The 24,477-nt window shown below is 34.0% G+C and carries 23 protein-coding genes and 2 tRNA genes; 12 read left to right on the top strand and 13 right to left on the bottom strand.

Going from position 1 to position 24,477, the window contains the following annotated elements:
* Positions 1-43 precede the first annotated feature (43 nt).
* From IPN31_00985 to mltG, 5 genes are all read left to right on the top strand, one after another.
* Positions 44-1,465 (top strand): sugar transferase, encoded by a 1,422-nt coding sequence (locus IPN31_00985; protein MBK8680493.1) that lies wholly within the window; start codon positions 44-46, stop codon positions 1,463-1,465.
* A 40-nt stretch (positions 1,466-1,505) separates the two neighbouring features.
* Positions 1,506-2,732, top strand: coding sequence for an O-antigen ligase family protein (locus IPN31_00990; protein ID MBK8680494.1), 1,227 nt, complete (start codon positions 1,506-1,508; stop codon positions 2,730-2,732).
* Positions 2,733-2,827: 95 nt separating this feature from the next.
* Positions 2,828-3,172, top strand: coding sequence for a hypothetical protein (locus IPN31_00995; GenBank protein ID MBK8680495.1), 345 nt, complete (start codon positions 2,828-2,830; stop codon positions 3,170-3,172).
* A 210-nt stretch (positions 3,173-3,382) separates the two neighbouring features.
* A complete protein-coding gene (locus tag IPN31_01000; GenBank protein ID MBK8680496.1) occupies positions 3,383-3,727 on the top strand; it encodes a hypothetical protein in 345 nt (114 codons plus the stop codon).
* Positions 3,728-3,815: 88 nt separating this feature from the next.
* Entirely contained in the window at positions 3,816-4,853 is a 1,038-nt protein-coding gene (gene mltG, locus IPN31_01005; protein ID MBK8680497.1) for an endolytic transglycosylase MltG, read from the top strand.
* 58 nt (positions 4,854-4,911) lie between these two features.
* Here mltG and IPN31_01010 read toward each other — a convergent pair whose 3' ends face one another.
* Both IPN31_01010 and murQ read right to left on the bottom strand, forming a co-directional pair.
* On the bottom strand, positions 4,912-5,496 hold the full coding sequence (locus IPN31_01010) for a hypothetical protein (protein ID MBK8680498.1): 585 nt from the start codon (positions 5,494-5,496) through the stop codon (positions 4,912-4,914).
* Positions 5,497-5,564: 68 nt separating this feature from the next.
* Positions 5,565-6,371 (bottom strand): N-acetylmuramic acid 6-phosphate etherase, encoded by an 807-nt coding sequence (murQ, locus tag IPN31_01015; protein MBK8680499.1) that lies wholly within the window; start codon positions 6,369-6,371, stop codon positions 5,565-5,567.
* Between the two features lie 157 nt (positions 6,372-6,528).
* Here murQ and IPN31_01020 point away from each other — a divergent pair, with 157 nt between their 5' ends.
* Positions 6,529-7,668: an RsmB/NOP family class I SAM-dependent RNA methyltransferase gene (locus IPN31_01020; GenBank protein ID MBK8680500.1), complete on the top strand. Its 1,140-nt coding sequence runs from the start codon at positions 6,529-6,531 to the stop codon at positions 7,666-7,668.
* 4 nt (positions 7,669-7,672) lie between these two features.
* Here IPN31_01020 and ftcD read toward each other — a convergent pair whose 3' ends face one another.
* Positions 7,673-9,340, bottom strand: a complete 1,668-nt coding sequence (ftcD, locus tag IPN31_01025; GenBank protein ID MBK8680501.1) for a glutamate formimidoyltransferase — start codon at positions 9,338-9,340, stop codon at positions 7,673-7,675.
* Positions 9,341-9,448: 108 nt separating this feature from the next.
* Here ftcD and IPN31_01030 point away from each other — a divergent pair.
* The 3 genes from IPN31_01030 to IPN31_01040 all read left to right on the top strand — a co-directional run bounded on the left by IPN31_01030 (position 9,449) and on the right by IPN31_01040 (position 9,945).
* Positions 9,449-9,521 (top strand) — tRNA-Gly (locus tag IPN31_01030).
* 56 nt (positions 9,522-9,577) lie between these two features.
* Positions 9,578-9,663: transfer RNA gene (locus IPN31_01035), tRNA-Leu, on the top strand.
* A 15-nt stretch (positions 9,664-9,678) separates the two neighbouring features.
* Complete coding sequence (locus IPN31_01040; protein ID MBK8680502.1) at positions 9,679-9,945, top strand: GIY-YIG nuclease family protein; 267 nt, start codon at positions 9,679-9,681, stop codon at positions 9,943-9,945.
* Positions 9,946-10,057: 112 nt separating this feature from the next.
* Here the strand turns inward: IPN31_01040 and IPN31_01045 are convergent, their stop codons facing one another.
* From IPN31_01045 to IPN31_01055, 3 genes are all read right to left on the bottom strand, one after another.
* The gene (locus IPN31_01045; protein MBK8680503.1) at positions 10,058-10,750 is read right to left on the bottom strand and encodes a hypothetical protein; all 693 of its coding nucleotides are present in this window, start codon (positions 10,748-10,750) and stop codon (positions 10,058-10,060) included.
* A gap of 255 nt (positions 10,751-11,005) precedes the next feature.
* Positions 11,006-12,205: a pyridoxal phosphate-dependent aminotransferase gene (locus IPN31_01050; protein MBK8680504.1), complete on the bottom strand. Its 1,200-nt coding sequence runs from the start codon at positions 12,203-12,205 to the stop codon at positions 11,006-11,008.
* Positions 12,206-12,268: 63 nt separating this feature from the next.
* Positions 12,269-12,718: a DUF1573 domain-containing protein gene (locus IPN31_01055; GenBank protein MBK8680505.1), complete on the bottom strand. Its 450-nt coding sequence runs from the start codon at positions 12,716-12,718 to the stop codon at positions 12,269-12,271.
* A 174-nt stretch (positions 12,719-12,892) separates the two neighbouring features.
* Here IPN31_01055 and IPN31_01060 point away from each other — a divergent pair, with 174 nt between their 5' ends.
* Positions 12,893-15,298 carry a transketolase gene (locus IPN31_01060; GenBank protein MBK8680506.1) on the top strand — a complete coding sequence of 802 codons (2,406 nt, stop codon included), beginning with the start codon at positions 12,893-12,895 and terminating at the stop codon, positions 15,296-15,298.
* Between the two features lie 118 nt (positions 15,299-15,416).
* A complete protein-coding gene (locus IPN31_01065; GenBank protein MBK8680507.1) occupies positions 15,417-15,611 on the top strand; it encodes a cold shock domain-containing protein in 195 nt (64 codons plus the stop codon).
* A gap of 68 nt (positions 15,612-15,679) precedes the next feature.
* On the opposite strand, the gene IPN31_01070 is transcribed toward IPN31_01065, so the two are convergent.
* Positions 15,680-16,393: a YebC/PmpR family DNA-binding transcriptional regulator gene (locus IPN31_01070; protein MBK8680508.1), complete on the bottom strand. Its 714-nt coding sequence runs from the start codon at positions 16,391-16,393 to the stop codon at positions 15,680-15,682.
* 53 nt (positions 16,394-16,446) lie between these two features.
* Entirely contained in the window at positions 16,447-18,750 is a 2,304-nt protein-coding gene (locus IPN31_01075) for a CotH kinase family protein (GenBank protein MBK8680509.1), read from the bottom strand.
* Between the two features lie 36 nt (positions 18,751-18,786).
* On the opposite strand from IPN31_01075, the gene IPN31_01080 reads away from it, so the two are divergent.
* Positions 18,787-20,601 carry a glycoside hydrolase family 13 protein gene (locus tag IPN31_01080; GenBank protein ID MBK8680510.1) on the top strand — a complete coding sequence of 605 codons (1,815 nt, stop codon included), beginning with the start codon at positions 18,787-18,789 and terminating at the stop codon, positions 20,599-20,601.
* A 71-nt stretch (positions 20,602-20,672) separates the two neighbouring features.
* Here IPN31_01080 and IPN31_01085 read toward each other — a convergent pair whose 3' ends face one another.
* The 5 genes from IPN31_01085 to IPN31_01105 all read right to left on the bottom strand — a co-directional run bounded on the left by IPN31_01085 (position 20,673) and on the right by IPN31_01105 (position 24,195).
* The gene (locus IPN31_01085) at positions 20,673-20,978 is read right to left on the bottom strand and encodes an HPF/RaiA family ribosome-associated protein (protein ID MBK8680511.1); all 306 of its coding nucleotides are present in this window, start codon (positions 20,976-20,978) and stop codon (positions 20,673-20,675) included.
* Positions 20,979-21,122: 144 nt separating this feature from the next.
* Positions 21,123-21,431, bottom strand: a complete 309-nt coding sequence (locus tag IPN31_01090; protein ID MBK8680512.1) for a phosphoribosylpyrophosphate synthetase — start codon at positions 21,429-21,431, stop codon at positions 21,123-21,125.
* Positions 21,432-21,454: 23 nt separating this feature from the next.
* Entirely contained in the window at positions 21,455-22,378 is a 924-nt protein-coding gene (locus IPN31_01095) for a DsbA family protein (GenBank protein MBK8680513.1), read from the bottom strand.
* A gap of 180 nt (positions 22,379-22,558) precedes the next feature.
* Positions 22,559-23,713, bottom strand: coding sequence for a hypothetical protein (locus tag IPN31_01100; protein ID MBK8680514.1), 1,155 nt, complete (start codon positions 23,711-23,713; stop codon positions 22,559-22,561).
* A gap of 101 nt (positions 23,714-23,814) precedes the next feature.
* Positions 23,815-24,195, bottom strand: a complete 381-nt coding sequence (locus IPN31_01105; protein ID MBK8680515.1) for a nuclear transport factor 2 family protein — start codon at positions 24,193-24,195, stop codon at positions 23,815-23,817.
* Positions 24,196-24,477: the final 282 nt, after the last annotated feature.

A 24,477-nucleotide genomic window follows, 5' to 3' on the forward strand; every position in this document is an offset into this window, starting at 1 on the left:
ACACAGGAATCGGAAAGCTTAAATTTGCATAACTGGCAAATGCATGGCTAACTCCAATACATACGATTATCGTTTATTTATTCGAAAGAATATTTTAATTGTAGTGGACACATTGCTCATCCTACTTTCTTTATTTCTATATCTGCGTTTTTTCCATCCTACTGCTTTTGAAAGTTATTACACTTTCACTGATAATGTTATTTGGACACTTGCTATTGTGATACTCTGGTATTTTTATGCTGCTATCTTTGATATGTATAAAATCTCTCGCTTAAATAAAACTGCGGAGATAATTAAGAATACAATTATTACTGCAACACTTACCGGCATCACTTACATTTTTATTCCTTACATCAGCCCTACATTACCATTAAACAGAATGCCTGCTTTTGTGCTGATAGGTACAATGGTAATTTTGTTATTAATCTGGCGTGTGGTGTATTCGCTTGTGTTTCAACATCCCATTCTTGTAAAACGGGCATTAGTAATTGGTGCTGGTTGGACAGGCAGAGAGTTAGTAAAAACATTAACTCAAAATGAAAAAATATATCATAACACCGGATATTATTTTTTTGGTTTTATTGATGATGATGCAGAAAAACAACAACGCACCATTGATAATTTAAAAGTGTTGGGCGGTAGCAATATGTTATACAAATTTGTGCGGCGATTAAAAATTAATGAACTTATTATGGCAATCCCCGAGCATGAAAGTTTAAAGAGTCAGTTGGTGGGGGCATTGGTAGATTGCGAAAATTATGGAACACATGTTTCCTATGCCTTTGATATTTATGAAGAGCAAACAGGTAAAGTAATGGTGAAATTCAGGAACAATGAATATTATCTTGCGAATCCATATCGTATCATTCAAAGTAATGCATTTTATACAGTTACCAATCGTATTATAAATGTTATCTGTGGAATTATTGCAGGTGTAATTTTTATTCCTATAGCGTTTATGATTTATGTATTAAATCTTTTAGCAAGCAGAGGCTCTTTGTTTTATTCTCAGGAAAGAGTGGGCAAAAATGGCTCTGTTTTTACAATATTTAAGTTCCGTACGATGATACCTGATGCGGAAATAAATTCAGGACCTCAGTTTGCTTCGCTCAATGATCCTCGTATAACAAAGATTGGAAGATGGCTGCGCAAAACAAGATTGGATGAATTGCCGCAGTTTTGGAATATTTTAAAAGGTGAAATGAATTTAATTGGACCCAGACCTGAACGTAAAATATTTGTAGATGCATTATCACAAACAATTCCTTTTTTTAAATTGCGCAATGCAGTGAAGCCCGGGCTAACAGGTTGGGCTCAGGTGAATCATAAATACGCTTCCGACAGTGAAGATTCGCTGATTAAATTGCAATATGATTTATACTACATTAAACACCGTTCATTCACTCTTGATCTTTGGATTGTATTGCGCACTATTGGTGTAGTAATAAAATTTAAAGGCACTTAATTATATATTTACAGATTAATAAGTGCATTTGAAAAATCGTTTGGCAAATATATTTCCCGACACTTCCTTTATTTATAAAGTATTTTATTTTTTTGTGTTTGCAACAATTCTCGTATTGCCTTTTCATAAAATATTTGCTTCCTTTCCGCTCACTTTTGCTGGCATGGCCGGTGTAATTGCACTGCTGTTTTCAGGTGGAGTTAAGTCGGGTAATCGCAATCCGGAAATGTTATTATGGTGTTTGATATTTTTTGCATTTCTTCCCGGTTTTTTTATTGCAAACGATCAATCACTTGCATGGAAGGATGTGTCGGGAAAGTTATATCTGTTTGCTACTCCTTTATTATTTTTCTTTTTAAAACCTCCCGGCGAAAAGTTATTTCGCAGAATGCTTCGCTTGTTTGTTTTTTCATGTCTTGTTTTTATTCTTGTTTCAATTGTTATTGCAATCTTAAATTATTTAATGCATGGCGTTTCTCATTTTTTCTATAAAGAATTAGTGAGGTTCACTACAATGCATCCTTCTTATATTGGTATGTATATCAACTTCGCTATCGTAATTACCGGGATTGATTTTTTTAGAAATAATTCTAAACTTGAAAAAAAGCAGAGGATATTTTATTTAATTGCTTTGGCAATTATGTTTGTTTACTTATTAATACTTACTGCAAAAACTGCAATTCTGATTGGTGGGATTTCTCTTATCTGGATGTTTGTGTATTGGGGGAAGAAACAAGGTAAATTTAAACTTGCAATAACTTATTTAATTCTTGCTTTAGTACTATTATCTGCAATTGCACTTTCCAATAAAGATATACGCACAAGAGTAGGTATGTTATTTAATTATAATGAAGTGAATTACGACAACAGTGTGTTGTCTCGTCAGTATCAATGGTTATCTGCCTGGCAATTAATTAATGATTCCAACTGGCAGGGTGTAGGCGCTGATGTATCCACTGATAAATTAGTGGAGTATTATGCAAAAAATAATTTTCAAAAAGGTGTAGATGAACGGTACAATACGCACAATCAATATTTACAACTAGTGGTGGATGGTGGTTGGCCTGCATTACTGATGTTTTGTATTGCGCTTGCCGCATTATTACACGTTGCATACTGGAGCCGCAGATATATGTTGTTTTTTTTTCTACTCATTCTTTCTATTTCTATTCTCACTGAATGCATGTTTGAAACATTAAGTGGCATTCTCTTTTTTGCTTTATTCGGTCCTCTACTTATCTGGGAAAAGCCTTCGAAAAAGGCTTAACATTCTTTAACACAACTTATTTTACATCAGGTGTAACATTCGATTATACCTGTGCGCCTAATTGCTGTAACTCAAATTTTAAAAAAAACTAAACAATGAAAACTTTATTAATCTCAACAATCCTTTTCGCATCTATAACAGCACATGCAGGTAATACACCAGGCGGTATTAATGATGGAAATAAAAAAGAAATTAAAAGCCAAGTAAACGAAATTGTTACTGATAACATATTGGTAGAATCACTTGGATTAACTGGCGAAGCGAATGTGCGACTCACGGTTGACGACAACAATCGCATACATGTAGTAAGCATTAAAGCCAATGACTATTTATCTGAATATCATATCAAACAATCTTTGGAAGGTGTGTTTATGCAAGCGAAAGAATCTTTAATCGGAAAAACATTTGCAGTAGTAATTGATTTTGTACAATCCAAATAGATTGTCATCTCGGTTTGTACAATTAAGTCCCGTTCACGAGCGGGACTTTTAATACTACTTAACAAAAGAAATTCCCATTTAACTAACCAGCGAAATACTTAACACAAACTGAATTTTATTTAATAGGATTTAAACAAATCATAAGACAACTCACTGTTTATTTGCTATACAAATCGCAGGTTTATTTTTTACCCTTTAAAAATTAAAATTATGAAAACTACTTTCTTACTAATCGTTGCCGGATTATTAATTACAGGTAATACATTTGCCGGCCCGGATGCAAATTGCGCAGCAAAATCATATCCCGAAGAAATTAAATACCTGATGAGTAATTGCACATCATTTTTTGATGCAGATCTGAATGGAACTGTCCATATAACTTTTATTGTGGATGAAGAGAATAAAATCCAGATTCAGGATGTGGAATCAAAAAATATATTTCTCGAAAATTATGCAATGTGTGCTTTGGAAGATGCTGAAATTATCACTGAATGCTTAAACCCGGGGGCATTTTTTGAAATTAATATTGTGTTTTACGATACAAATTATGAATAGCAGTCATTTAGTGGTTATATAGAAGCTCCGGCATCCAAAAGGGTGTCGGAGTTTTTTATTTTTAACAAATGTATTTTTGCTGCTGATTATGAATAAACGAACATATCGTACTTGGTGGATAATTGTAATTGTTGTTTTGCTAATCACAGCAATTGCAGCGTATTATGTGTATAATAGAGTATTTAAATCCAATGTGATTACTACAGAGGAAAGTACCTATCTATATGTACCTACGGGTACTGACCTTGCCGGTTTAACGGCACATTTAAAAGATCAACAAATTATAAATAATGCAAATACTTTTTTGTGGACAGCAGAGAAAAAAAGATTTAGTAAGGTAATACCCGGAAAATATCTTATTGAAGAAGGTATGAGTAATAATGCGCTTATTAATTTATTGCGCAGTGGAAAACAAGAACCAGTGATGGTGACATTTAATAATGTTTTTACCAAAGAGCAATTAGCCGGAAAACTTGCAAAGAGTATTGAAGCAGATTCATTAGAGTTTATTTTTTATTTTGATACTGCAACTATATTTAAAAAATTATTTATTTCTCAGGAAAATATTCTCACCATTTTTATTCCTGATACTTACGAATTTTATTGGAATACTTCTGCCGAGGAATTTGTAGAACGCATGTTGAAAGAGCATGAAAAATTTTGGAAAGGAGACCGTGCAGATAAAGCGGCTTCTATTGGATTAACGCCACAGGAAGTATATACACTTGCATCTATAGTGTATGCTGAAACAAAAAAAGCTGATGAAGCAAAAAGAGTTGCCGGTGTGTATATGAATCGCTTGCGATTAAATATTCCTTTACAAGCAGATCCTACTTTAAAATTTGCACTCGGTGATTTTACTATTCAGAGAATATTGAAAAAAGATATGTCGGTGAACTCGCCGTACAATACTTATAAATATACCGGCCTTCCACCGGGACCGATATGTATGCCACCCAGAAATTATTTGGAAGCAGTGTTGAATTATGAAAAGAATGATTATATCTTTTTCTGTGCGAAAGAAGATTTTTCAGGCTACCATAATTTTGCAGTTACATTGCAGGAGCATAACCGCAATGCTAAGAAATATCAGGATGCATTAAATAAGAGTAAAATTTATCGTTGAGGTATAAAAAAAATATTTTTGATTTTTTATAATACAATTAAAATCTACATATAGTAAATTAAATATTTCTGGAAGGTGGCTGCAAACGTTTGGTTGTCATTTCATCAATAAATGAAAAAAGACTATCTGGTGTGTACTTCCGCCAATTGATATCATTTACCGGAAATCCCATCAACATATATTGATCAAGATGAGCAGATTTAATTTCATGTTCTACAAAATCACGAAAGTTTAATAATGCAATCCATCCATCATCAATTTCATCAAACCATTCCTCATAATAGCAATCATCATCCGTATGAAAGTTTAAGACATTTTCTCCGATTAAAATAAACTTATTGATTTTGTTCTTTATAAATACGTCAATGACATTGCGTTTTAGAAGCATAATATCGTTGTGCAAACAGTCATTCCATTCGCCAATCAATTCAATGATTACAAACCCATCATCGTAATCTGCAAATAATACTTTCAGATATAAAGTACTGGATTCGAAATCATCCCATTGCGGATGGATATAATAATTGTAAATGGTATTGCTGAATTCAAACTCGCTGTATTCTTTGCCATGGAAAGGACTCAATGCATCTGCTTCCGAAGAATAATATTCAAGCCAGTTATAATATGGTTCGAGATTTTGCATATTTCAAAACGCAAGGTAATAGCTATGTTGTATAAATACAATAGTTGTATAAAATGTTTGCAAAAAAATTATTTTTTATATTTATCTATTGCCAAACGAACACTACCTTCTTTTAATAATAATGCTTTTGCTTTATCGTATTCAATTTCAAGTGAGTCTGCAATCATTTTACTACCACGATCAATTAATTTATCATTCGTAAGTTGCATATCAACCATTTTATTTCCCTTCACTCTTCCGAGTTTAATCATTGTTGCAGTGGAAATCATATTCAAAACTAATTTTTGCGCAGTACCGGATTTTAATCGTGTAGAACCTGTAATAAATTCCGGACCTACAATAACTTCAATCGGATAGTCTGCATGTTTTGCAACAGGAGTTTCGGGATTACAAGTGATGCAAGCTGTAATTATTTTATGTTCTCTACATTTTTGCAAAGCACCAACCACATAAGGCGTGGAACCCGATGCAGCCACACCAATCACCACATCATTTGAACGTACCTGATATAAATTTAAATCTTCCCAACCGCCATTAATATTATCTTCTGCGTGTTCCACCGCTTTACGAATTGCAATATCACCACCTGCAATTATTCCTATCACTAAATTAAATGGCACGCCAAAAGTGGGCGGACATTCCGATGCATCTGTAATTGCTATTCTGCCTGAAGTACCTGCGCCGATATAAAATAATCTGCCTCCGCTTAACATTTTATCTGCAATCACATCTACTAACTTTTCAATTACAGGAATTACTTTTTCAATTGCATCAGGTACGCTGCGATCTTCCCGATTCATGTTTTCTAAAATAGACCGAGTACTCATTTCTTCTAATTGATTATAGTGAGAATCCTGTTCAGTTATTTTTTGCATGGTTAGAATTTAAATGGAATAGTTTGCATGAATAGTTTGAAATTATTTTTGAAGTTTGTAAAGATATTAGGATTTTATTTCAATCTGCATTCTTGTTCCTTGAACAAATTATATCTGTAATTTTCTGCTTACATTTAATGCACAACAAATAATTATCGTGAGCAGATATTTTTCATTAATAAACAGAGCACTTGATTTTATAAATCAATACAATGGTGATGCACCTTTAGAATATGTTTTAAAACAATATTTCAAGCAGAATAAGGTGATGGGTTCCACTGACAGAAAAAATTTTAAACAACTTATTTATAATTATTACAGAATTCTGGGCAATAATACATTTATAGATACAAACCAAGTATTGCATTTTGCCTCAGCGTTGATTCCGACAATTGCAAGGGCATCTTTAGAAATTCCAGATTTAGAAGATGAAGTTTCCATTGAAAATATACGAAGCAAATTGCAATTAGACGATACAGGTTATTTTCCCGCTCAATTAGAAATCAGTGATGAGATTGATACAAATATTTTTATAAAATCACATTTCTATCAACCGGAAATATTTATTAGAGTTAATCAAAAATATAGAGAACAATTAGAAAAATCATTTACAGAAAAAAATATACAATACTCAATAATTTCAGATCATACATGGTTAATAGAAGGCGTATATCCGCTTACTGATACCGAGGCATATCTGAATGGATTTTTTGAAATACAAGATTTTGCTTCGCAACAAACAATTGCATTTATGCAACCAAAAGAAAATTCCACATGGTGGGATTGCTGTGCCGGTTCTGGTGGAAAATCATTGTTACTGTTGGAGAAAATGAAAAATCTGAATCTGTTTGCATCGGATTCCAGACTTTCTATTTTAGAAAATTACAAGGAACGTCTTGCACGACATGGTTATAATAATATTAATGTGCAACATCTTAATTTAAGTACAGATGATGTTGATTTAAATGTAATACCAATGTGTGATGGAATCATTGCGGACGTACCATGTACCGGCTCGGGAACATGGAGGAGAAGCCCTGCATATCTGCAACATTTTAATATTGCTGATATTAATTTCTACGCACAATTGCAAAGAAGTATTTTAAAAAATATCGTTACAAAATTGAATACAGGAGGCGCATTACTTTATATCACTTGCTCAGTTTATAAAGTTGAAAATGAAAACAACGTAGAATATATTTCAAACGAATTACAACTACTATTGCAAAGCACTCAATATCTCACTTATTCTGATAAGGGAGCAGATACAATGTTTGTTGCCGTATTTAAAAAATAAAATACTAATTGAATTTTGCTTTTAATGCAGCCATAATAATATGCTCTTTTTCTGCTGCCGCCACTGCAATTTTTTCAGCTCTTTGAAGAATGTCTTCTACAAATTCATTATCCTTTATATCCTTGGCATTCACTTTCACATTCAGATACGCACCTTTTACAGCAGTGTTTGCACACAAGGCCCCAACACCTGCATCTGTAATTGAATTTGGATTGCCTTCTGCTGTCATTGCCTGCAACAAATCCATGCTTTCATAACATATTTCCATTACTTTGAAAGGAACTTCCGTCGCATATTTTGTAGCTTTCTCAACTGCATTTTTGCGAATTTCTTTTTCTTCTCCATTTGATTTTGGTAATGTAAAGGCATCCATAATTGCATTATAAGAATTGGTGTCTTCATCTACCATGTGTAATAATCTGTCTTTAATTTGTTGTCCTTTTTCAGCCCATGAAGAAAATGATTCAAGTTTATCTTCCCATCCTTTTTTCTGTGAGGATAAATTTGCCACCATAATACCTAAAGAAACTCCCAATGTTCCCACATACGCAGAAACGGAACCACCACCAGGTGCAGGAGATTCGCTTGCAGTTTCACCAGCAAATACATGCAATGGCATGCTCACTAATTTGCCATGTCTATTTTTTCCGGCAAGTTTATATTCAATAATTTTTTCTTCAGGATTAAATGGAGATAATTCATCTAAGCCCATAGACTTAATTGCAATCTTTATTAAATCTGATTCATTTACACCTGTAGATCGCTGTTGTTTTTGCAAAAAATATTTTCCTGCGTCAATCATACTTTGCAATGGAATTAATCCAACCAACTCACTTCCTGTTACACGCATACCTCTATTATATGCACTCTCAACACACGCATCAAATGCTATATGCACAGGGGTGATATTTGTATTGATTAAATTCATGGATACTTGTGCAATTCCGTATTCCTCTATAAACCAACCAATGCCTTTTACTGCTTTACATTTTCCTGCAATGCGAATTACCTCACCGTTTGCATCTTTGTTTCCGGATGGATCAACTCTGCCTTGTTCACGCACATCAAAGGCTACAGAATTTGCCCGCTTTATACTCGTAGTATTTAAATTCACATTAAATGCAATCAGAAAATCACGTGCACCGATAGCAGTATTCCCACTGCGCTCATTAAATGTTGCAGGACCGAAATCTGGTTTCCATTCAGGGCTTGTAATTTTTTTATTTATTCCTTCATATTCACCCGAACGAATATTTGCAAGATTTTTTCTTTGATCATTACTTGCAGCACTTTCATATAAATACACAGGAATACCTAACTTTTCACCTACCATTTCACCTAACTCTTTTGCACAGGCAATACAATCTTCCATAGTGGCATTCGCAACAGGTACAAATGGACATACATCAGTAGCTCCCATTCTCGGATGTTCTCCGGTATGTTTGCGCATATCAATTAATTCTGCCGCTTTTTGAATAGCGACAAATGCTGCTTTAACCACATCCCTAGGCTCGCCAACAAAAGTTACCACAGTGCGGTTGGTAGCTTTACCCGGATCCACATCTAATAATGTAACGCCTTCCACTTTTTCAATTTCGTCAGTAATCTTTTTAATGATATCCATGTTCCGACCTTCACTAAAATTCGGAACACATTCAATTATTTTTTTCATATTGTTATTTAACTTGTTTCGCAAAAATACATTTAGAATATACAAAACCATGAAATTCCATTTTGGTTTTTTGATTTAGCACGAGTGGTTTATATTTGCACTCCAATTGCGAGAGTAGCTCAGCTGGTAGAGCACGACCTTGCCAAGGTCGGGGTCGCGAGTTCGAATCTCGTCTCTCGCTCAAAGTCCACTCAAACTCCCTCTTTCAAGGAGGGAATTTAATTCAAGTTCTTTGTTGCCCGGGTGGTGGAATTGGTAGACACGCAGGACTTAAAATCCTGTGGACAGCGATGTCCGTGCGGGTTCAATTCCCGCCCCGGGTACAATAAATAAAAGATATGTTTATTGTTGATGCAATACAAAGCACAGTAAGAAACTACATTTATGTAGGGCTTACTTCTGATATAAAAGCAAGAATAGAAAGACATAATAATGGTTATGAAAGAACAACAAAACCTAACAGGCCATATCACCTAATTTATACCAAAGAGTTTGCAACACGCATTGAAGCAAGGTCACATGAAAAATATTTGAAGCATGCAAGCGGAAAAATTTTTTTAAGAAAATATTCAGCAGATAAAGGTAGTGCGAGCCTGCCTGACTGACGTCAGTCAGGCAGGTTCAATTCCGCCCCGGGTACTTATAAATAGAATTTATATCTTTTATTCATTCTCAAAAAAATGCAGATGAATAATCAGTTTGAAGTTTATATTTTTTTTAATTAGTTAAGTTTTCTCTACGGAAAGACAGATCTGTATTTCGGCTCATTCTATACACACCGATATAAATTAAAACCAAGCTCATCATCATGAACACATGGCTAATATCCTTAAAGTTGAACCATTCACTTACAGAGATTTGATAAGAATGAATGAGAAGAGTAAGTAATGATAAACTGAATGCCGCTACTATCCAACCGCTACCAAAATGGTTTTTAATCGTTGCAATAACATGCGTTGTAAAAATTAATGCGACACCAATACCTGTGTGGATTTTCAGTATTTCAAATTTATTCCAGGCGAGTGTTGCAATTACAAAGCCTATAAGGATAACTATATTAATAATTAAAAAAAGACGATTCCAAAACTTTTCTGCACCAATAAAAATGATAGTGGCTTGCATACTAAAAAACACCGCCATACTCACGCTAATATTCATCAGCATCCATAAAATATTATGCACTTTACTGCCCCATTCCTCATTAAATCCGTGAGCAAATGTGCCTATGGAAGTACTGATGCCCATAAATAAAAAAAACAATGCCCAGGAGTTGAAGAAAAATCCTTTTGTGCAATTCTTTTTTACTTTGGAAAATAAAATAAAAGCGATAACACTTAGGAATACATCTGTAAGACTCGTCATCGGTTCGGTAATAATAAGATTGCCTAAGGATATGCTGGTAAGGATCAATTTCGATTGGTTTTTATTTTATTTGATTATTGATTGTTGGCTATTGGCTATTGACTATTGACATTGACTATTGATAAAACAAAACTCATCCTTTATATAATGGCTATTAGCGATTAGCTTGTAGCTTTTAGCAAAATAAAATTCAATATTGAAAAACTCATTACTCATCACTCATCACTCATCACTCATCACTCACTATTCACCATTCACTACTCACTACTCACCATTCACCATTCACTATTCACCACTCACCATTCAAACAGTGCGTCCGGGATATACTTTCAAAGCTTGTTCAAGACAATCCATGGCGCTATTTAAATCTTTTTGTTTCAGTACATAAGCAATTCGCACTTCTTGTTTTCCTAATCCGGGGCTGCTATAAAATCCCGTAGCCGGTGCAAGCATTACTGTTTCATTATTCATATTAAATTCTTCTAAAAGCCATTGACAAAAAACATCGGAATCATCAATAGGTAATTGAGCCATTGCATAAAAAGCACCGCCCGGTGTTGGGCATTTTACGCCTTTCATTGCATTTAATCTTTGTACTAATAAATCACGACGAATTAAATATTCGGATTTTACAGAATCAAAATAAGTAGCGGGCACTTCTGTAAATGCTTCTGCCAAAATTTGTTCTAAAGTAGGAGGGCTTAATCTTGCCTGCGCAAACTTTAAAGCTGTTTCCATAAATTTATTATTGCGGGAAACCAATGCACCTATTCTTGCACCACATGCACTATATCTTTTGGAAATGGAATCCATCAATACTACATGCTCATCTAATCCATCAAGATTTAATACTGAAAAATGTTCGGCGCCATCATACACAAACTCTCTATACACTTCATCCGCAAAAAGAAATAAATCATGTTTGATAACGATATCTCTTAACTGTTGCAATTCACTCTTTGAATATAAATATCCTGTTGGGTTATTCGGATTGCAAATTAGAATCGCTTTTGTTTTTGGTGTAATCAGTTTTTCAAATTCTTCGATTGGCGGCAATGCATAACCGTTGTCAATAGAAGAAGTAATAGGTTTAATATGAATATTGCCAGCAGTGGAAAATCCCACATAATTCGCATACAAGGGTTCAGGTACAATTATTTCGTCTTCAGCATCTAAGCAACTCAGCATTCCAAATTGTATCGCTTCAGAACCACCTGTTGTAATCATTATATTATGGTGATTCAATTTAATACCGCATGAATTATAATAATCCACTAATTTTCTACGATAGCTTTCATTCCCTGCCGAATGACTGTATTCAATTACCTGAAGATCAGTTTTTTTAACCGCTTCAATCATTTCCGGAGGAGTGATTATATCGGGTTGACCAATATTTAAATGGTAAATTTTCATACCTCTGATTTTTGCTTTTTCAGCAAATGGTACAAGCTTTCGAATAGGTGATGCGGGCATTATTTGCCCTCTGTTTGATATGTTTGGCATGTGTCAAAAATAGAAAAAGTCCGTAAGCTTAATGCTTACGGACTTTTTATTAGAAGTTAAAAATTAATTATCTGAATTAAAGATTGTTTTTTGTTCAGGAACACTGCCTGTTTGCTCGGCTTTTTGAACAGTCCCTTTGAAATACAATTTTACATTTGGTGTTTTAGAATTTGACTGAACAGTAATAGCTTTTGTAAAGGGCCCTTCTTTAGCGGCATTAAATTCAGCAGCAACAAATCCCTTTTGACCAGGCATTACAGGTTCTTTTGTCCAATCGGTAACTGTACATCCACAAGTTTTCTGCACATTGCTTACGATAAGCGGTTCTTTACCTACGTTTTCAAAATAAAATTTATTAGTTACCGGAACGCTTTGTGGTATAGTTCCAAAATCATGAGTTTCTTCCACCCATTTAAATTCAGGTGCGTTGGGGTTTGCCTCTGTTAATTCCTGTGCAAATATAGTTGCCATTGAAAAGGAGACGATTGCAATAATTGAGAACAGTTTTTTCATTGTATTACATTTTTATGTTTGAAAATAATTTTTTTAAATAGCCCTATAGTTTCATTTTGAGCTGCGCAAAATTTAACAACAACCATACCATGAAACTATATCTACTGTGGTTTTACAGACATATTTAAAACCCAAATCGCATTTAATTATCTTTGTTAGCATATCTAAGAAATTATGCCGGAAAAAATAGCAATAGAGAAATTAACCTTTGAAGATTTTAAAAAAGAGGTTTTAGAAGATTTTAAAATAGCATTAATAAGTAGAGAAGCAAGCTTGTTAGGTAGAAAGGAAGTACTTACAGGTAAAGCAAAATTTGGAATTTTTGGTGATGGAAAGGAAGTGGCCCAGCTAGCAATGGCTCGTCAATTTCGTGAAGGAGATTTTAGATCCGGATATTATCGGGATCAGACTTTTATCTTTTCATCTGAGATGGGAACAGTGGAAGAATTCTTTTCTCAGCTATATGCAATTCCATCTGTAATTGATGATCCAAACTCCGCAGGCCGCCAAATGAATGGACACTTTGCAACACGCAGCTTAGATGAAAACGGTAATTGGAAAGAACTGAAGAACTTAAAAAACACCGCCTCTGATACTTCACCCACCGCAGGCCAAATGGCAAGAGCAGTAGGTTTAGCACTTGCTTCTAAAAAATACAGGTCTATAAAAGAATTACAGAATACTCCTTTTTCGGAAAATGGTGATGAAGTAGTTTTTACAACTATCGGTGATGCATCCACTTCCGAAGGTGTTTTTTGGGAATCTCTGAATGCTGCCGGTGTTTTAAAAATTCCAATGGCAATATTTGTTTGGGATGATGGGTATGGTATTTCAGTACCACGTAAATATCAAACAACAAAAGATAATATTTCTGAAGTGTTATCCGGATTTCAATTGGATGAAAATGGAAATGGTATTAGGATTTACGAAGTTAAAGGTTGGGATTATGCCGCATTGATGCAAACTTTTGAAGAAGGCATTGGTCTTTGTCGTCGTGAACATATCCCTGTTTTATTTCATGTAAAAGAAGTTACACAACCTCAAGGGCACTCTACTAGTGGCTCGCATGAGAGATATAAATCAAAGGAACGGCTTGAATGGGAAACAGAATTTGACTGCATTAAAAAAATGCGTGAATGGATAATAGCCAATAATCTTGCGGATGCTGCCGCCTTGGATTTAATGGTGGAAGAAGCAAAAAATTTCGCCAGACAAGCCCAGAAAAATGCATGGAACAAACATATCTTGTCTATTAAAACCGACATGGATGTATTATTTATTCGACTGAATGCGCTCATTTCTGCCACAACTCATACTGATGAAATGGAAAAGTTGGTTCAGGAATTAAAAAGTACTATGGATCCCATTCGTCGAGATATTATGAAAACTGCAAGACGTGCATTATTCATTTGTGCCGGTGAATCTAGTGAGCAATTAGATGAATTGAAAGCTTGGGTTAAAGAATATGAAGATATAAATGCTGACAGATATAATTCTTATTTATATAGTCAATCAGATAAAAGAATAGAAGCAATTAATGAAGTGAAGGCAGAGTATTCAGAAAATTCTGTTCAATTAAATGGATTTGAAATATTGAATAAATGTTTTGAAAATAATTTTAATCGCTATCCGGAATTGATTGCATTTGGTGAAGATCTAGGTAAAATAGGAGATGTGAATCAAGGCTTTGCGGGATTACAGGAAAAATTTGGTGAGGACAGAATTTTTGATGTAGGTATTCGTGAAGCAACTATTATCGGTCAAGGAATTGGAATGGCAATGCGAGGTCTCAGACCAATTGCTGAAATTCAATATCTGGATTATTTAATCTATGGCTTACAACCAATAACGGATGACCTTGCAACATTGCAATTCCGAACTAAGGGCGGTCAGAAAGCACCATTAATTATTCGCACAAGAGGGCATCGTCTGGAAGGTATCTGGCATACAGGCTCTCCGATGGGAATGATATTGCATAGCTGTCGAGGCGTGCGTATTTGTGTTCCCCGCAATATGGTACAAGCTGCGGGTATGTACAATTTATTATTGCAAAGTGATGAGCCTGCAATTGTTATTGAATGTTTGAATGGCTACAGATTAAAAGAGCAACTTCCCGATAATTATTCTGAATTTACATTGCCCTTAGGTATTCCAGAAATTTTAAAAGAAGGTACTGATATTACCATTGTTAGCTATGGTTCAACCTTGCGCATTATTGAAGAGGCAATAGTTCAGTTGGAAGCAATTGGAATTTCTGTTGAGCTAATTGATGTGCAGACATTATTGCCTTTTGATACAAATGAAATTATAAATACTTCTATCCGTAAAACAAACAGAGTGGTATTTATTGATGAGGATGTTCCCGGTGGTGCATCGGCTTATATGTTAGATATGGTTTTTAAAGATGAAAGTCTGTTTAGGTATTTAGATAGTTTTCCAAAAACACTTTCAGCAAAGGCGCATCGTACAGCTTATGCTTCCGACGGAGATTACTTTGGCAAACCAAATACTGAAGACATTTTTAGTTGTATCTATAATATAATGAATGAAGTGGATCCTGAAACATGGCCGGAGATTTAATGCGCAATTTCAAATTTTAAAAAGGTTTTAAAATTAAGTAGGCATACTTTCGTTTATCACCTCTATAACTTTATTATCTTTACGAATTATTAATTATTAATTTTTATTATTTATTACAATGGAAAAAGGAAAAATCAAATTCTTTAATGCAACCAAAGGTTTCGGATTCATAGTGAAAGACGGAACTAATGAAGAAATTTTTGTTCATCAGTCTGGCCTTATTGATCAGGTTCAGCAAAATGACGAAGTTACATTCGACATCATTGACGGACGTAAAGGAAAAAATGCCACTAATGTAAAATTGGCAAATTAATCTCCGAAGTTTAAAGAAAAAAAAGAGCCGCCTGATTGGGCGGCTTTTTTTATTTTGAAAATTTCAATTTATTCTTCTTCCATATTGTGAAATACATTCACCACATCTTCATCTTCTTCAAATCTGTCAATCAAACTATAAATTTGTTCCTGATCTTCATCACTCAACTTTACTTTAGTTTGTGGCAAACGAACTAACTCCGCTTGTTTTATTTCTAATTGCAGTTCTTCTATTTTGTGCGCCATTGTTCCAAAATCAGTAAATGGACAATAGATGTAAACCATTTCATCATCCTGCTGAATATCTTCTGCACCGCCATCAATTAAGTCCAGTTCTATTTCCTCCAGATTAATTTTTGATTTTTCAATTGTAATTAATCCTTTGCGATCAAACATAAAATTTACAGAGCCTTGTGTGCCCAACGAACCATTCCCTCTGTTAAAATGCATTCGCACATTTGCAACCGTTCTTGTACTGTTATCTGTAGCACATTCAATTATCATTGCAACTCCGTGCGGACCATAACCTTCATATACTATTTCTTCAAAATCGCCTTCGTCTTTTGAAGTAGCTCTTTTAATTGCAGCTTCAATTCGATCTTTCGGCATCTGATATCCTTTGGCATTTTGAATTGCCATTCTAAGTTTTGCATTAGAGTTGGGATCAGAGCCGCCTTCTTTTACAGCCATTGAAATTTCTCTACCTGCCTTCGTAAAATTTTTTGCCATGGCATCCCATCGCTTAAACTTTTTTTCTTTTCTGTATTCAAATGCTCTTCCCATAGTTTTAAGTTGTGTCGTAAAGTTAAGTTTCTGATGCAGCAGGTGCAAGCATATTATATTTTTATCAAAGCAAGTGTTGTGATTTCTTTTTCACTTTTTAAATGAACAAAGTAAACACCTTTAGTTAAGTTTGATGTTGTAATCTGCAGTTCTGCAATGCCACTATCAGGCAAACCATCATATAACGTTGCCACATTTCTTCCTGCTATATCGGTGAGAAATATTGTATATCTGGTATTGCCATCTGATTGAAAAAACAAGGATGAATTAATGTTGCTTGGGTTATTAGTAAGGTATGGATATTCCGGATTATTTACAGGTGGTGGTGCATCGTCTTGTTCATTATTATAACCTGGACTTGGAAATGGTAATACTTCAAGATTTCCCAAACCATTTGGTATTCTTCCGTAGGAAATATCTGCTGCTTGTTCTGAAAAAGAAAAGGAATCTACTACTGCAAACCAATTTGTGGCCGGAGAATAAAGTCCGATAAATTCTTCTGATTTACTCAATTTAAAATTGGTATGATATGCTCCTTGATCTACTTCATCATCTGCCCAAATTAATAGATAGCTATCCGGATTTATTATGGTTGAAGGAAACTGCCATTTGTTTGGATTTTCCGGATCATCGGTTAAAAAAAATCCGGTTATATCCTGAGGCAATTCACCCCAATTATATAACTCAATATAATCTTCATACTCACCTGCATTATCTGTAATCACTGAATTATTTTTTGCAAGAACTTCATTAATTGTAATTGAAGGAACAGAAGGATCAATATTAATTCGATAGTAATCACATGGAGGATAAACTCCTGTATTTCCATCCGCATCTTGCACTTCAATTAAAACATCAAAAAAACTTACACCGGTTGTAAATGGATATTCCTGTCCAAAAATTCCATCATTAGCAATTGCATCACCATACAATCCATCATCAAATAATTCTATAAAATTATCTTCGAAGATATTTCCGTTTGCATAAAAATGCGCAAGTACATACTCGATTTCACCATCGTCAACCACATTTACATTGATTGTAAAAGTTTGAAACCTGCCAGGTACTAACGGGTCGTGAGATATTTTCCAAACCACAGGTGGCATGGTATATTCTTCAAGTTGATTTTCCGTAAATGCATTCCTACTTTCCACAAAATTTGTAATACCATAAGGCGTATGTCCATCAATATCATTGGTATTAAATCCATCCCAGAAATCATCAAAAGTATATCCCCAATCATAAGTGCGATATTCATCTTCCGCAGCAGCTTCTGCAATTAAATCCCGCCATGCAAACACTTTTTCTGCAACAGAATCTTGTTGTAAATAAGTGTCCTTAATTATTTTTAAATAAGTACTGAATTGATTTCTGTATTCGGTCACTTCCAATACTCTTGTTGCAAGTGGTACATCATACCAACCTGTTGGCCAATTATAAATATCTTGTTCAGTCCAATCGAAACCCAACCAATCCACACCAAATGTATTATCAGTATCGAAAGAAAGAAATTCGAATTTATCCGTGAAGATATTATGATACAAATAGTAGTTATTAATGTTGCCCGTATAACTATCCCAATGCCCTGAAGAAATATCCAAAGCATAAATCCATAAATATTGTTGCACATTAAAAACTTCTTCCAAAGCGCAAACAAAATCTGCATCCGAAGAATTATTAATGACGTTAACCAATTCAATTAAATCATCCCAGTTATTTTCTTCTTTATTTGTTTCTAATTCATAACCCTGATCAATATAAGCAGATGCATTCGAACCACGGTAATCTAATTCAGCAGGATATGTACATTTAAATAAATTTCCCGAATTATCTCCGAATCTGTTCTTCAAAAACACTTCATCTATTTGCTCCATGTTTGTATAAAGTCCATAGTAATCATCATTCAAATACACTCTTACAAAATTGGAACGACGCTGTGGCATTCCCATCGCATTGTATGTATCGAAATATAATTTTTCACGCACCATTGTCGGGTCATTATGCATACCCAATAAATTCAATTTTTCAACACCTTCATATTTACGTCCCTGCACATAAGTATTAAAAGAAACTTTAAAAGATTTTTTTTCAGAACTCAATGAAGTATTTCCTCGTAATCTGAAACCGATATTTTCAACTGTATCATAACTTACTCCATCGTCGAAAATAAATAATGCAGTATGCTCATATTCATTTTCTAAATTATCATAAATATCTTCTAAGGAATCCGGATCTAAATAAATATAAATGCTACTTACTTTAGTATCATCAAAAAGTTTGGTGTATGGTAGTGTTTGAGAACTGACAGAGTCAATAATGAGGAGAGAAATACTTAAAAACAAAAGTTGTATTTTCATTCGCATATTCAAGAATACAAAGCTAATCTTTAAACAATGAAATGCATTTGTAATATTTTTTTGCTGCTGATTTCCTCAAGTATATTTGCGCAGGAAGTGGATGTACCTGAATGGGCGAAGAGTGCTGTTTGGTATCAGATTTTTCCAGAAAGATTTTTTAATGGTGATACATTGAATGATCCAACGAATGCAGATATAATTGGTGCCTGGCCACACGATACAAGTGGTGAATGGCAAGTGCAAAGCTGGACTAGCGATTGGTATGAAATGCAGCCCTGGGAAAAAGAATCAGGACATGATATTTGGTGGAATATGCAGAAGCGCAGATATGGTGGCGACATACAGGGCATCATTGATAAACTTGGTTATTTAGATCAGTTAGGAATAACTGCAATTTATTTAAATCCTGTTTTTTGGGCGCCTTCGTTACATAAATATGATGCGATTATGTATCATCATATTGATCCTACATTTGGACCTGATCCGGAAGGTGATAAATTATTAATTGCAAGTGAAGATCCTACTAATCCAAAAACTTGGCAGTGGACTTCCGCAGATAAATTAATGCTGCAATTAATTCGTGAATGTCATCAACGTAATATCAAAATTATTTTCGATGGTGTGTTTAATCATTTAGGAGTAACAAGTTTTGCTTTTCAGGATTTGAAATTAAATCAACAGCAATCAAAGTATAAAGATTGGTTTATTGTAAACAGTTGGGATGATACAATTGCAGGTACTACTTTTCAATATGAAGGTTGGTTTGGTGTGCCAGATTTACCTGAAATAAAGGAAGATGAAAATGGTATTGTTGCCGGACCAAAAAAATATATTTTTGATTGCACTGCACGATGGATGATGCCGGATGGAAATCGTGCAAATGGAATTGATGGATGGCGATTGGATGTGGCGTTTTGTGTGAATCATAATTTCTGGAAGCAGTGGCGATTGTTAGTGAAGGCAATTAATCCCGAAGCATATTTAACTGCCGAAGTAGTGGATAAAATTGAAGTGGTAAAACCTTATTTGGAAGGCGATGAATTTGATGCTGTAATGAATTATGGTTTTGCTGTGGTAGCTTCCGAATTTTTTATTAATCAAGAGCAAAGAATTTCTGTCAGTGAGTTTGATTCTTTATTAGCAGAATTACGCAATGCATTTCCGAAAGATATTACTTATGTGCAACAAAATTTATTTGATAGTCATGATACACAGCGATTCACTTCTTATATCGTAAATCACGACATTGCCCGCTTCCGTACATGGGGAGATTATTTCAATAAAACAAAAGCAACTAATCCAGATTATAATACACGCAAACCAACAGTGGAAGAATATGCAATTCAAAAATTGATGGTGATATTTCAAATGACGTATGTTGGTGCGCCCATGATTTATTATGGTGATGAAGTGGGTATGTGGGGAGCCAATGATCCTGACTGCAGGAAGCCGATGTTATGGAGTGAAAAAAAATATAACGACGAAGTTTTTAATGCGGATGGCACTAAAAGAATTATACCCGATAAAGTGGAAGCAGATGTGGCAATGTTTAATCTTTATCGCACATTAATTTTTATCCGTAAAACTTATGAGGCATTAAATACAGGTAATTTTGAATCATTGATATTGGATGATAAAAAAAATGTGTTTGCCTATAAAAGAAATAATGATGCGCAGGAAATAATTGTGGTATTAAATAATAATGCAGATACAAAAAAAATTGCAATAGGAGAAGTACTGAATGGTAACTATAAAGATGTGCTAAACAAAGGCGCTGAATATACTTTCACCGGTAAAAAAGTTAACATTATTTTACCCGCATTTTGGGGAGCAATTTTGGTGAAGCAATAACAATTAAATATGTTATTGCTTCACGTGTACTCTATTTGCATTTTGCTTCAAGAATACGATTGCAAATAATATTATAACCTTTCCAATTGTTTTCGCAATTTGTCTTCTACATCGGTTAAAAGTGCGTGGAAATTATCTCCATACGATGAAGCGAAAGGGTCATTACCTGGAACACCTAATCTTATACTCACTTGTTTTTGCTGAGTTGCCTTTTCCGCTTTGTCCTCAAGGTAAATATCTGCCCATTCTATTTTGTCAGAAAATCGACTAAGGCGTGTGATACTCTTGCGTATCGTGTCTTTTACGTCGTCTTCTATAATAATATCCACTGCTTGAACATTAATCTTTATTCCTGTAATATTTTCTGTATAATCCATAATTTAGTTTTTTTTAATTTCTGTTATGCCGGATAAATCCGTACTCGTTTTTCTTATTCAATAATATAATTACTCAAGCTCATTTGGTCCTTTTTATAAGTTCTGTTCACCCAAGAACTAAATGCAAATTACACTTTTTTTAAACTACCTATCAGGTCTGTTAAGTTTTTGAATCAACTTGAACGATGCATAATCTGCATAAGCGCCATAAGCGTTTACCAAAAGACCTTTTATCTTACCATCTGTTGAGGAAATGGCATATAAAACACTTTCATTATCAACATCAGACATTTCTTGAAATCGGTGTTTTTCATCAATTTCAAAATCATCAGGCTTTAATTGACATTGGTTTTCCGGACATTCTATAAAATCTTCTTTTATATTAAAGTTATGAGTATAACCTTTTTTTGTAAGGTCATTAATGGCTACAGATAAGCTTGTGTATTTTCCCATTATATTAAAGTTTAAATTGATTATTATTTAATTGACCAAATAGATCCATTTTTTGTTGTAAATTTTTTCAATGTTCCTTTTTCAGAAAGTTCATTCAATTTATTTTCACTTTCGTTTCTTGGTGTTCCTGAAAGTTCAGCATACTCTTTTGCTGTAAGCGTATGATATTTTGAAAAAAGTGTTTCCCAATTTTTACTGTATTCGCTTTTGTTTGTATTGGGATTTAATTTAAGAATGGCCATCTCATAAAATGCATAAGGTCTGGAGCCATAAACCGTTTCCATATTGCCAGCATTATCCATGAAGAATATAGTTGGAAATCCTCTTACTCCAAGTTCTTTAGCTAATTTTAAATCTTCTTCAAACAAAATTTTTGCTTTGCCTTCATAATCGGTTTTCAATTGCTCAACATTAAGTCCTACAGTTTTAGCTGCTGAAGCTAAATGTTCCCATTTCGCAATATTTTTCTTTTTCAGAAAAACCATTTCCCTGACTTCTCTCATAAACAAACGGGCTTTTTCTTCGTCTTGCATTTGTGCAGCTTTAAAAGCAATGGATGGCGGATAAGATGAATCAAGCGGATCTTCTAACCATAAATCTCCATCAATAGGCATATCGTAATGCACACTTACTTCGTCCCAATGAGACGCTACGTCTGAAGGTTTACCAATACCACCACTATTGTAACTCCAATCTGGTAATAAACCGCCCATTTTATAGTCTATGTCAATAGCATTTCCATATTCCAATTTAAGTTTTCGTATTTGCGGTTCTATTCCCCAGCATGATGAGCAAATTGGATCGGTGTAATATAATAGTTTCAAGGATTTCTCCTTTGCTTGTATATTGCTTTGAGCTGCACTATCATCATTTTCAATAGTGGTTTCGCACATTCCGGTTTCTATGTCGCATATAAGCGGATTGTGATTTGATTTATCCTCATTCATATTTTTCTTCTTTTTAATGCTTTTGTAATGTTGAAATACCTAACAAAAAAAAACTTTTTCACTTCTTCCGAAGTTGCAAATTATTCCATTTTTTTAATCAAATCGTTTTTAATAGAATATATCTGAACCGATTTTTCAAAGACTTCAATTCTTGGTCTCCATTATTATATTTATACAAAATTAAAATCTATACAAAGCATTGATTCTGGAATTAGAATTTGGCATTTCTTCTTTATCTAATAAATACACTTCGCCACCATTTAAAAATGTTTTTACCGCTGCTACATTCATCAAGGATATCGTGTTGTCATCTTCCTCTCTTTGGGTGACAGTTATAGTACCATTTTCTTCTTTATAGTTGCCAAAAATATCTGATATATTTTCACAAAATAACGCATCAACTTTTCCATTAATGGCGGCTGGTATAATTTCATCTATTCCGATAGCCGTTTTGCCTGTGCCTTGCTCATCGGCGAAGAGTGCTATTTTATCCTTTCTTTTCTGGTCAAATACAGAAGCCATCTTTTCCCACGCTAACTCATGGATTTCATAAATATCGGTATCTCCAAAATTGACCATTAAATTTTCTTCCATTACATTGGGATAAGTATTTACTTCTTTGTAGATATCAAATTGGGGGTCTTGCGCAGCAATCAGCATGGGAATGGTATCTTTCTTTAAAAGTGGGGATAGTCCATCATTTATTGCTCTCAAATATCTTTTGATTTCATTTCTCTGTTTCCCGGTAGCTGCTTCCTGGCCATGATACATAGCCCCATGCCCTGCTTGTCCCGTTCTGAATTGCAGGTTTTTTTGTTCATAATCATAACCCACAACATCTTGTTTCGTTTCAGGTATACAATCATCAATTTTGATTTCAGTGAAACTATGATGAGTGCATTCATATAACTTTACATTGCTTCTTTCAAGCATCAATAAATAGAAATTTCCATCCCCAACAAACATTGGCATCAAAGGTTTTAAATAAAAGGAATTTGAAACATAATTATATTCCTGGAAATGCACAGGTAGTGTATAAACTTTTGAAAAGCCTTCAGCTATAAAAATTGCAAGACCATCAGATTGTTCCCGCCAAAATGAAGTATCATCGATTAATTGCTGAACAGGTGCCATTATTTTCTTAATATCCCCAGCAGAGAAACCTTTATTTGTCAACTTATTATTGACTTCTTTTAATTGGTTTTTTAGAACTAGTGTATCTTCTCCTTGCAATACTTTTTTGCCTGCTCTATGTGTCGGAATAAAAATTGAAATACAATTTTCTTGATTTACATCGCTTAATTCAGCTATTTCTTTTTTAGTTATAAGTGGCATAATTGGTTTGTTTATTTTGTTTATGATTAATGATTTAATAATTTCAATAGTTCTTTATTGGTATTACAGAGAAGCATAATTTTAATTACAATAACAATCCATTAGTTTACTTCTTCCGAAGTTGCAAATTCTTCCATTTTTGTAATCAAATCGTTTTCAACCGTATAAATCTGAACCCAATCTTGTTTCAGTTCTCTTCCAGAGCTTTTTACTTTTTGATGTTCTCTTCCTAACACCACTACCATATTTCCTTCAACAATATATTGCAGCGGTTCAAAGTTGATGATTTCGGTTCGCTCCATAATATTATTATAGAAAGCTCTTACACCTTCCTTTTTTTCAAACTTTCCCTTAGGAATTATTTGTGTTCCATGATAAATCCAAACGGTATCATCTGAAACTGTTGCTACAAATTTATCTGCGTCGCCACTAATAAAGGCAGCAAACATATTTTCAACTATTTTTTTTACTGAATTTTCCATACTTAATCTGTTTAAGTGTTATTTTTTCAAACAGTAAGGAGTATCACAATGTTTAATTCTTTATAGTTTCTGAATACAGTGATCGGGAGTAATAACTAATTGCTGTTTATCTTTCCAAAAATACTTTTAATGCTCCACTTGTAAAATGACTTAGAATAGTTCAATGGCATTACATTGTTGCTAATAAGAATTGGATTTTACAATAAGACCTATTTTACCATAAGAAACTTTTTGCTTTGGGTGTTACACTTTTTATTTCCGAGAATTTTAAGGAACTACGGC

It is taken from the genome of Bacteroidota bacterium (assembly GCA_016715425.1).
GTDB lineage: Bacteria > Bacteroidota > Bacteroidia > Chitinophagales > BACL12 > JADKAC01.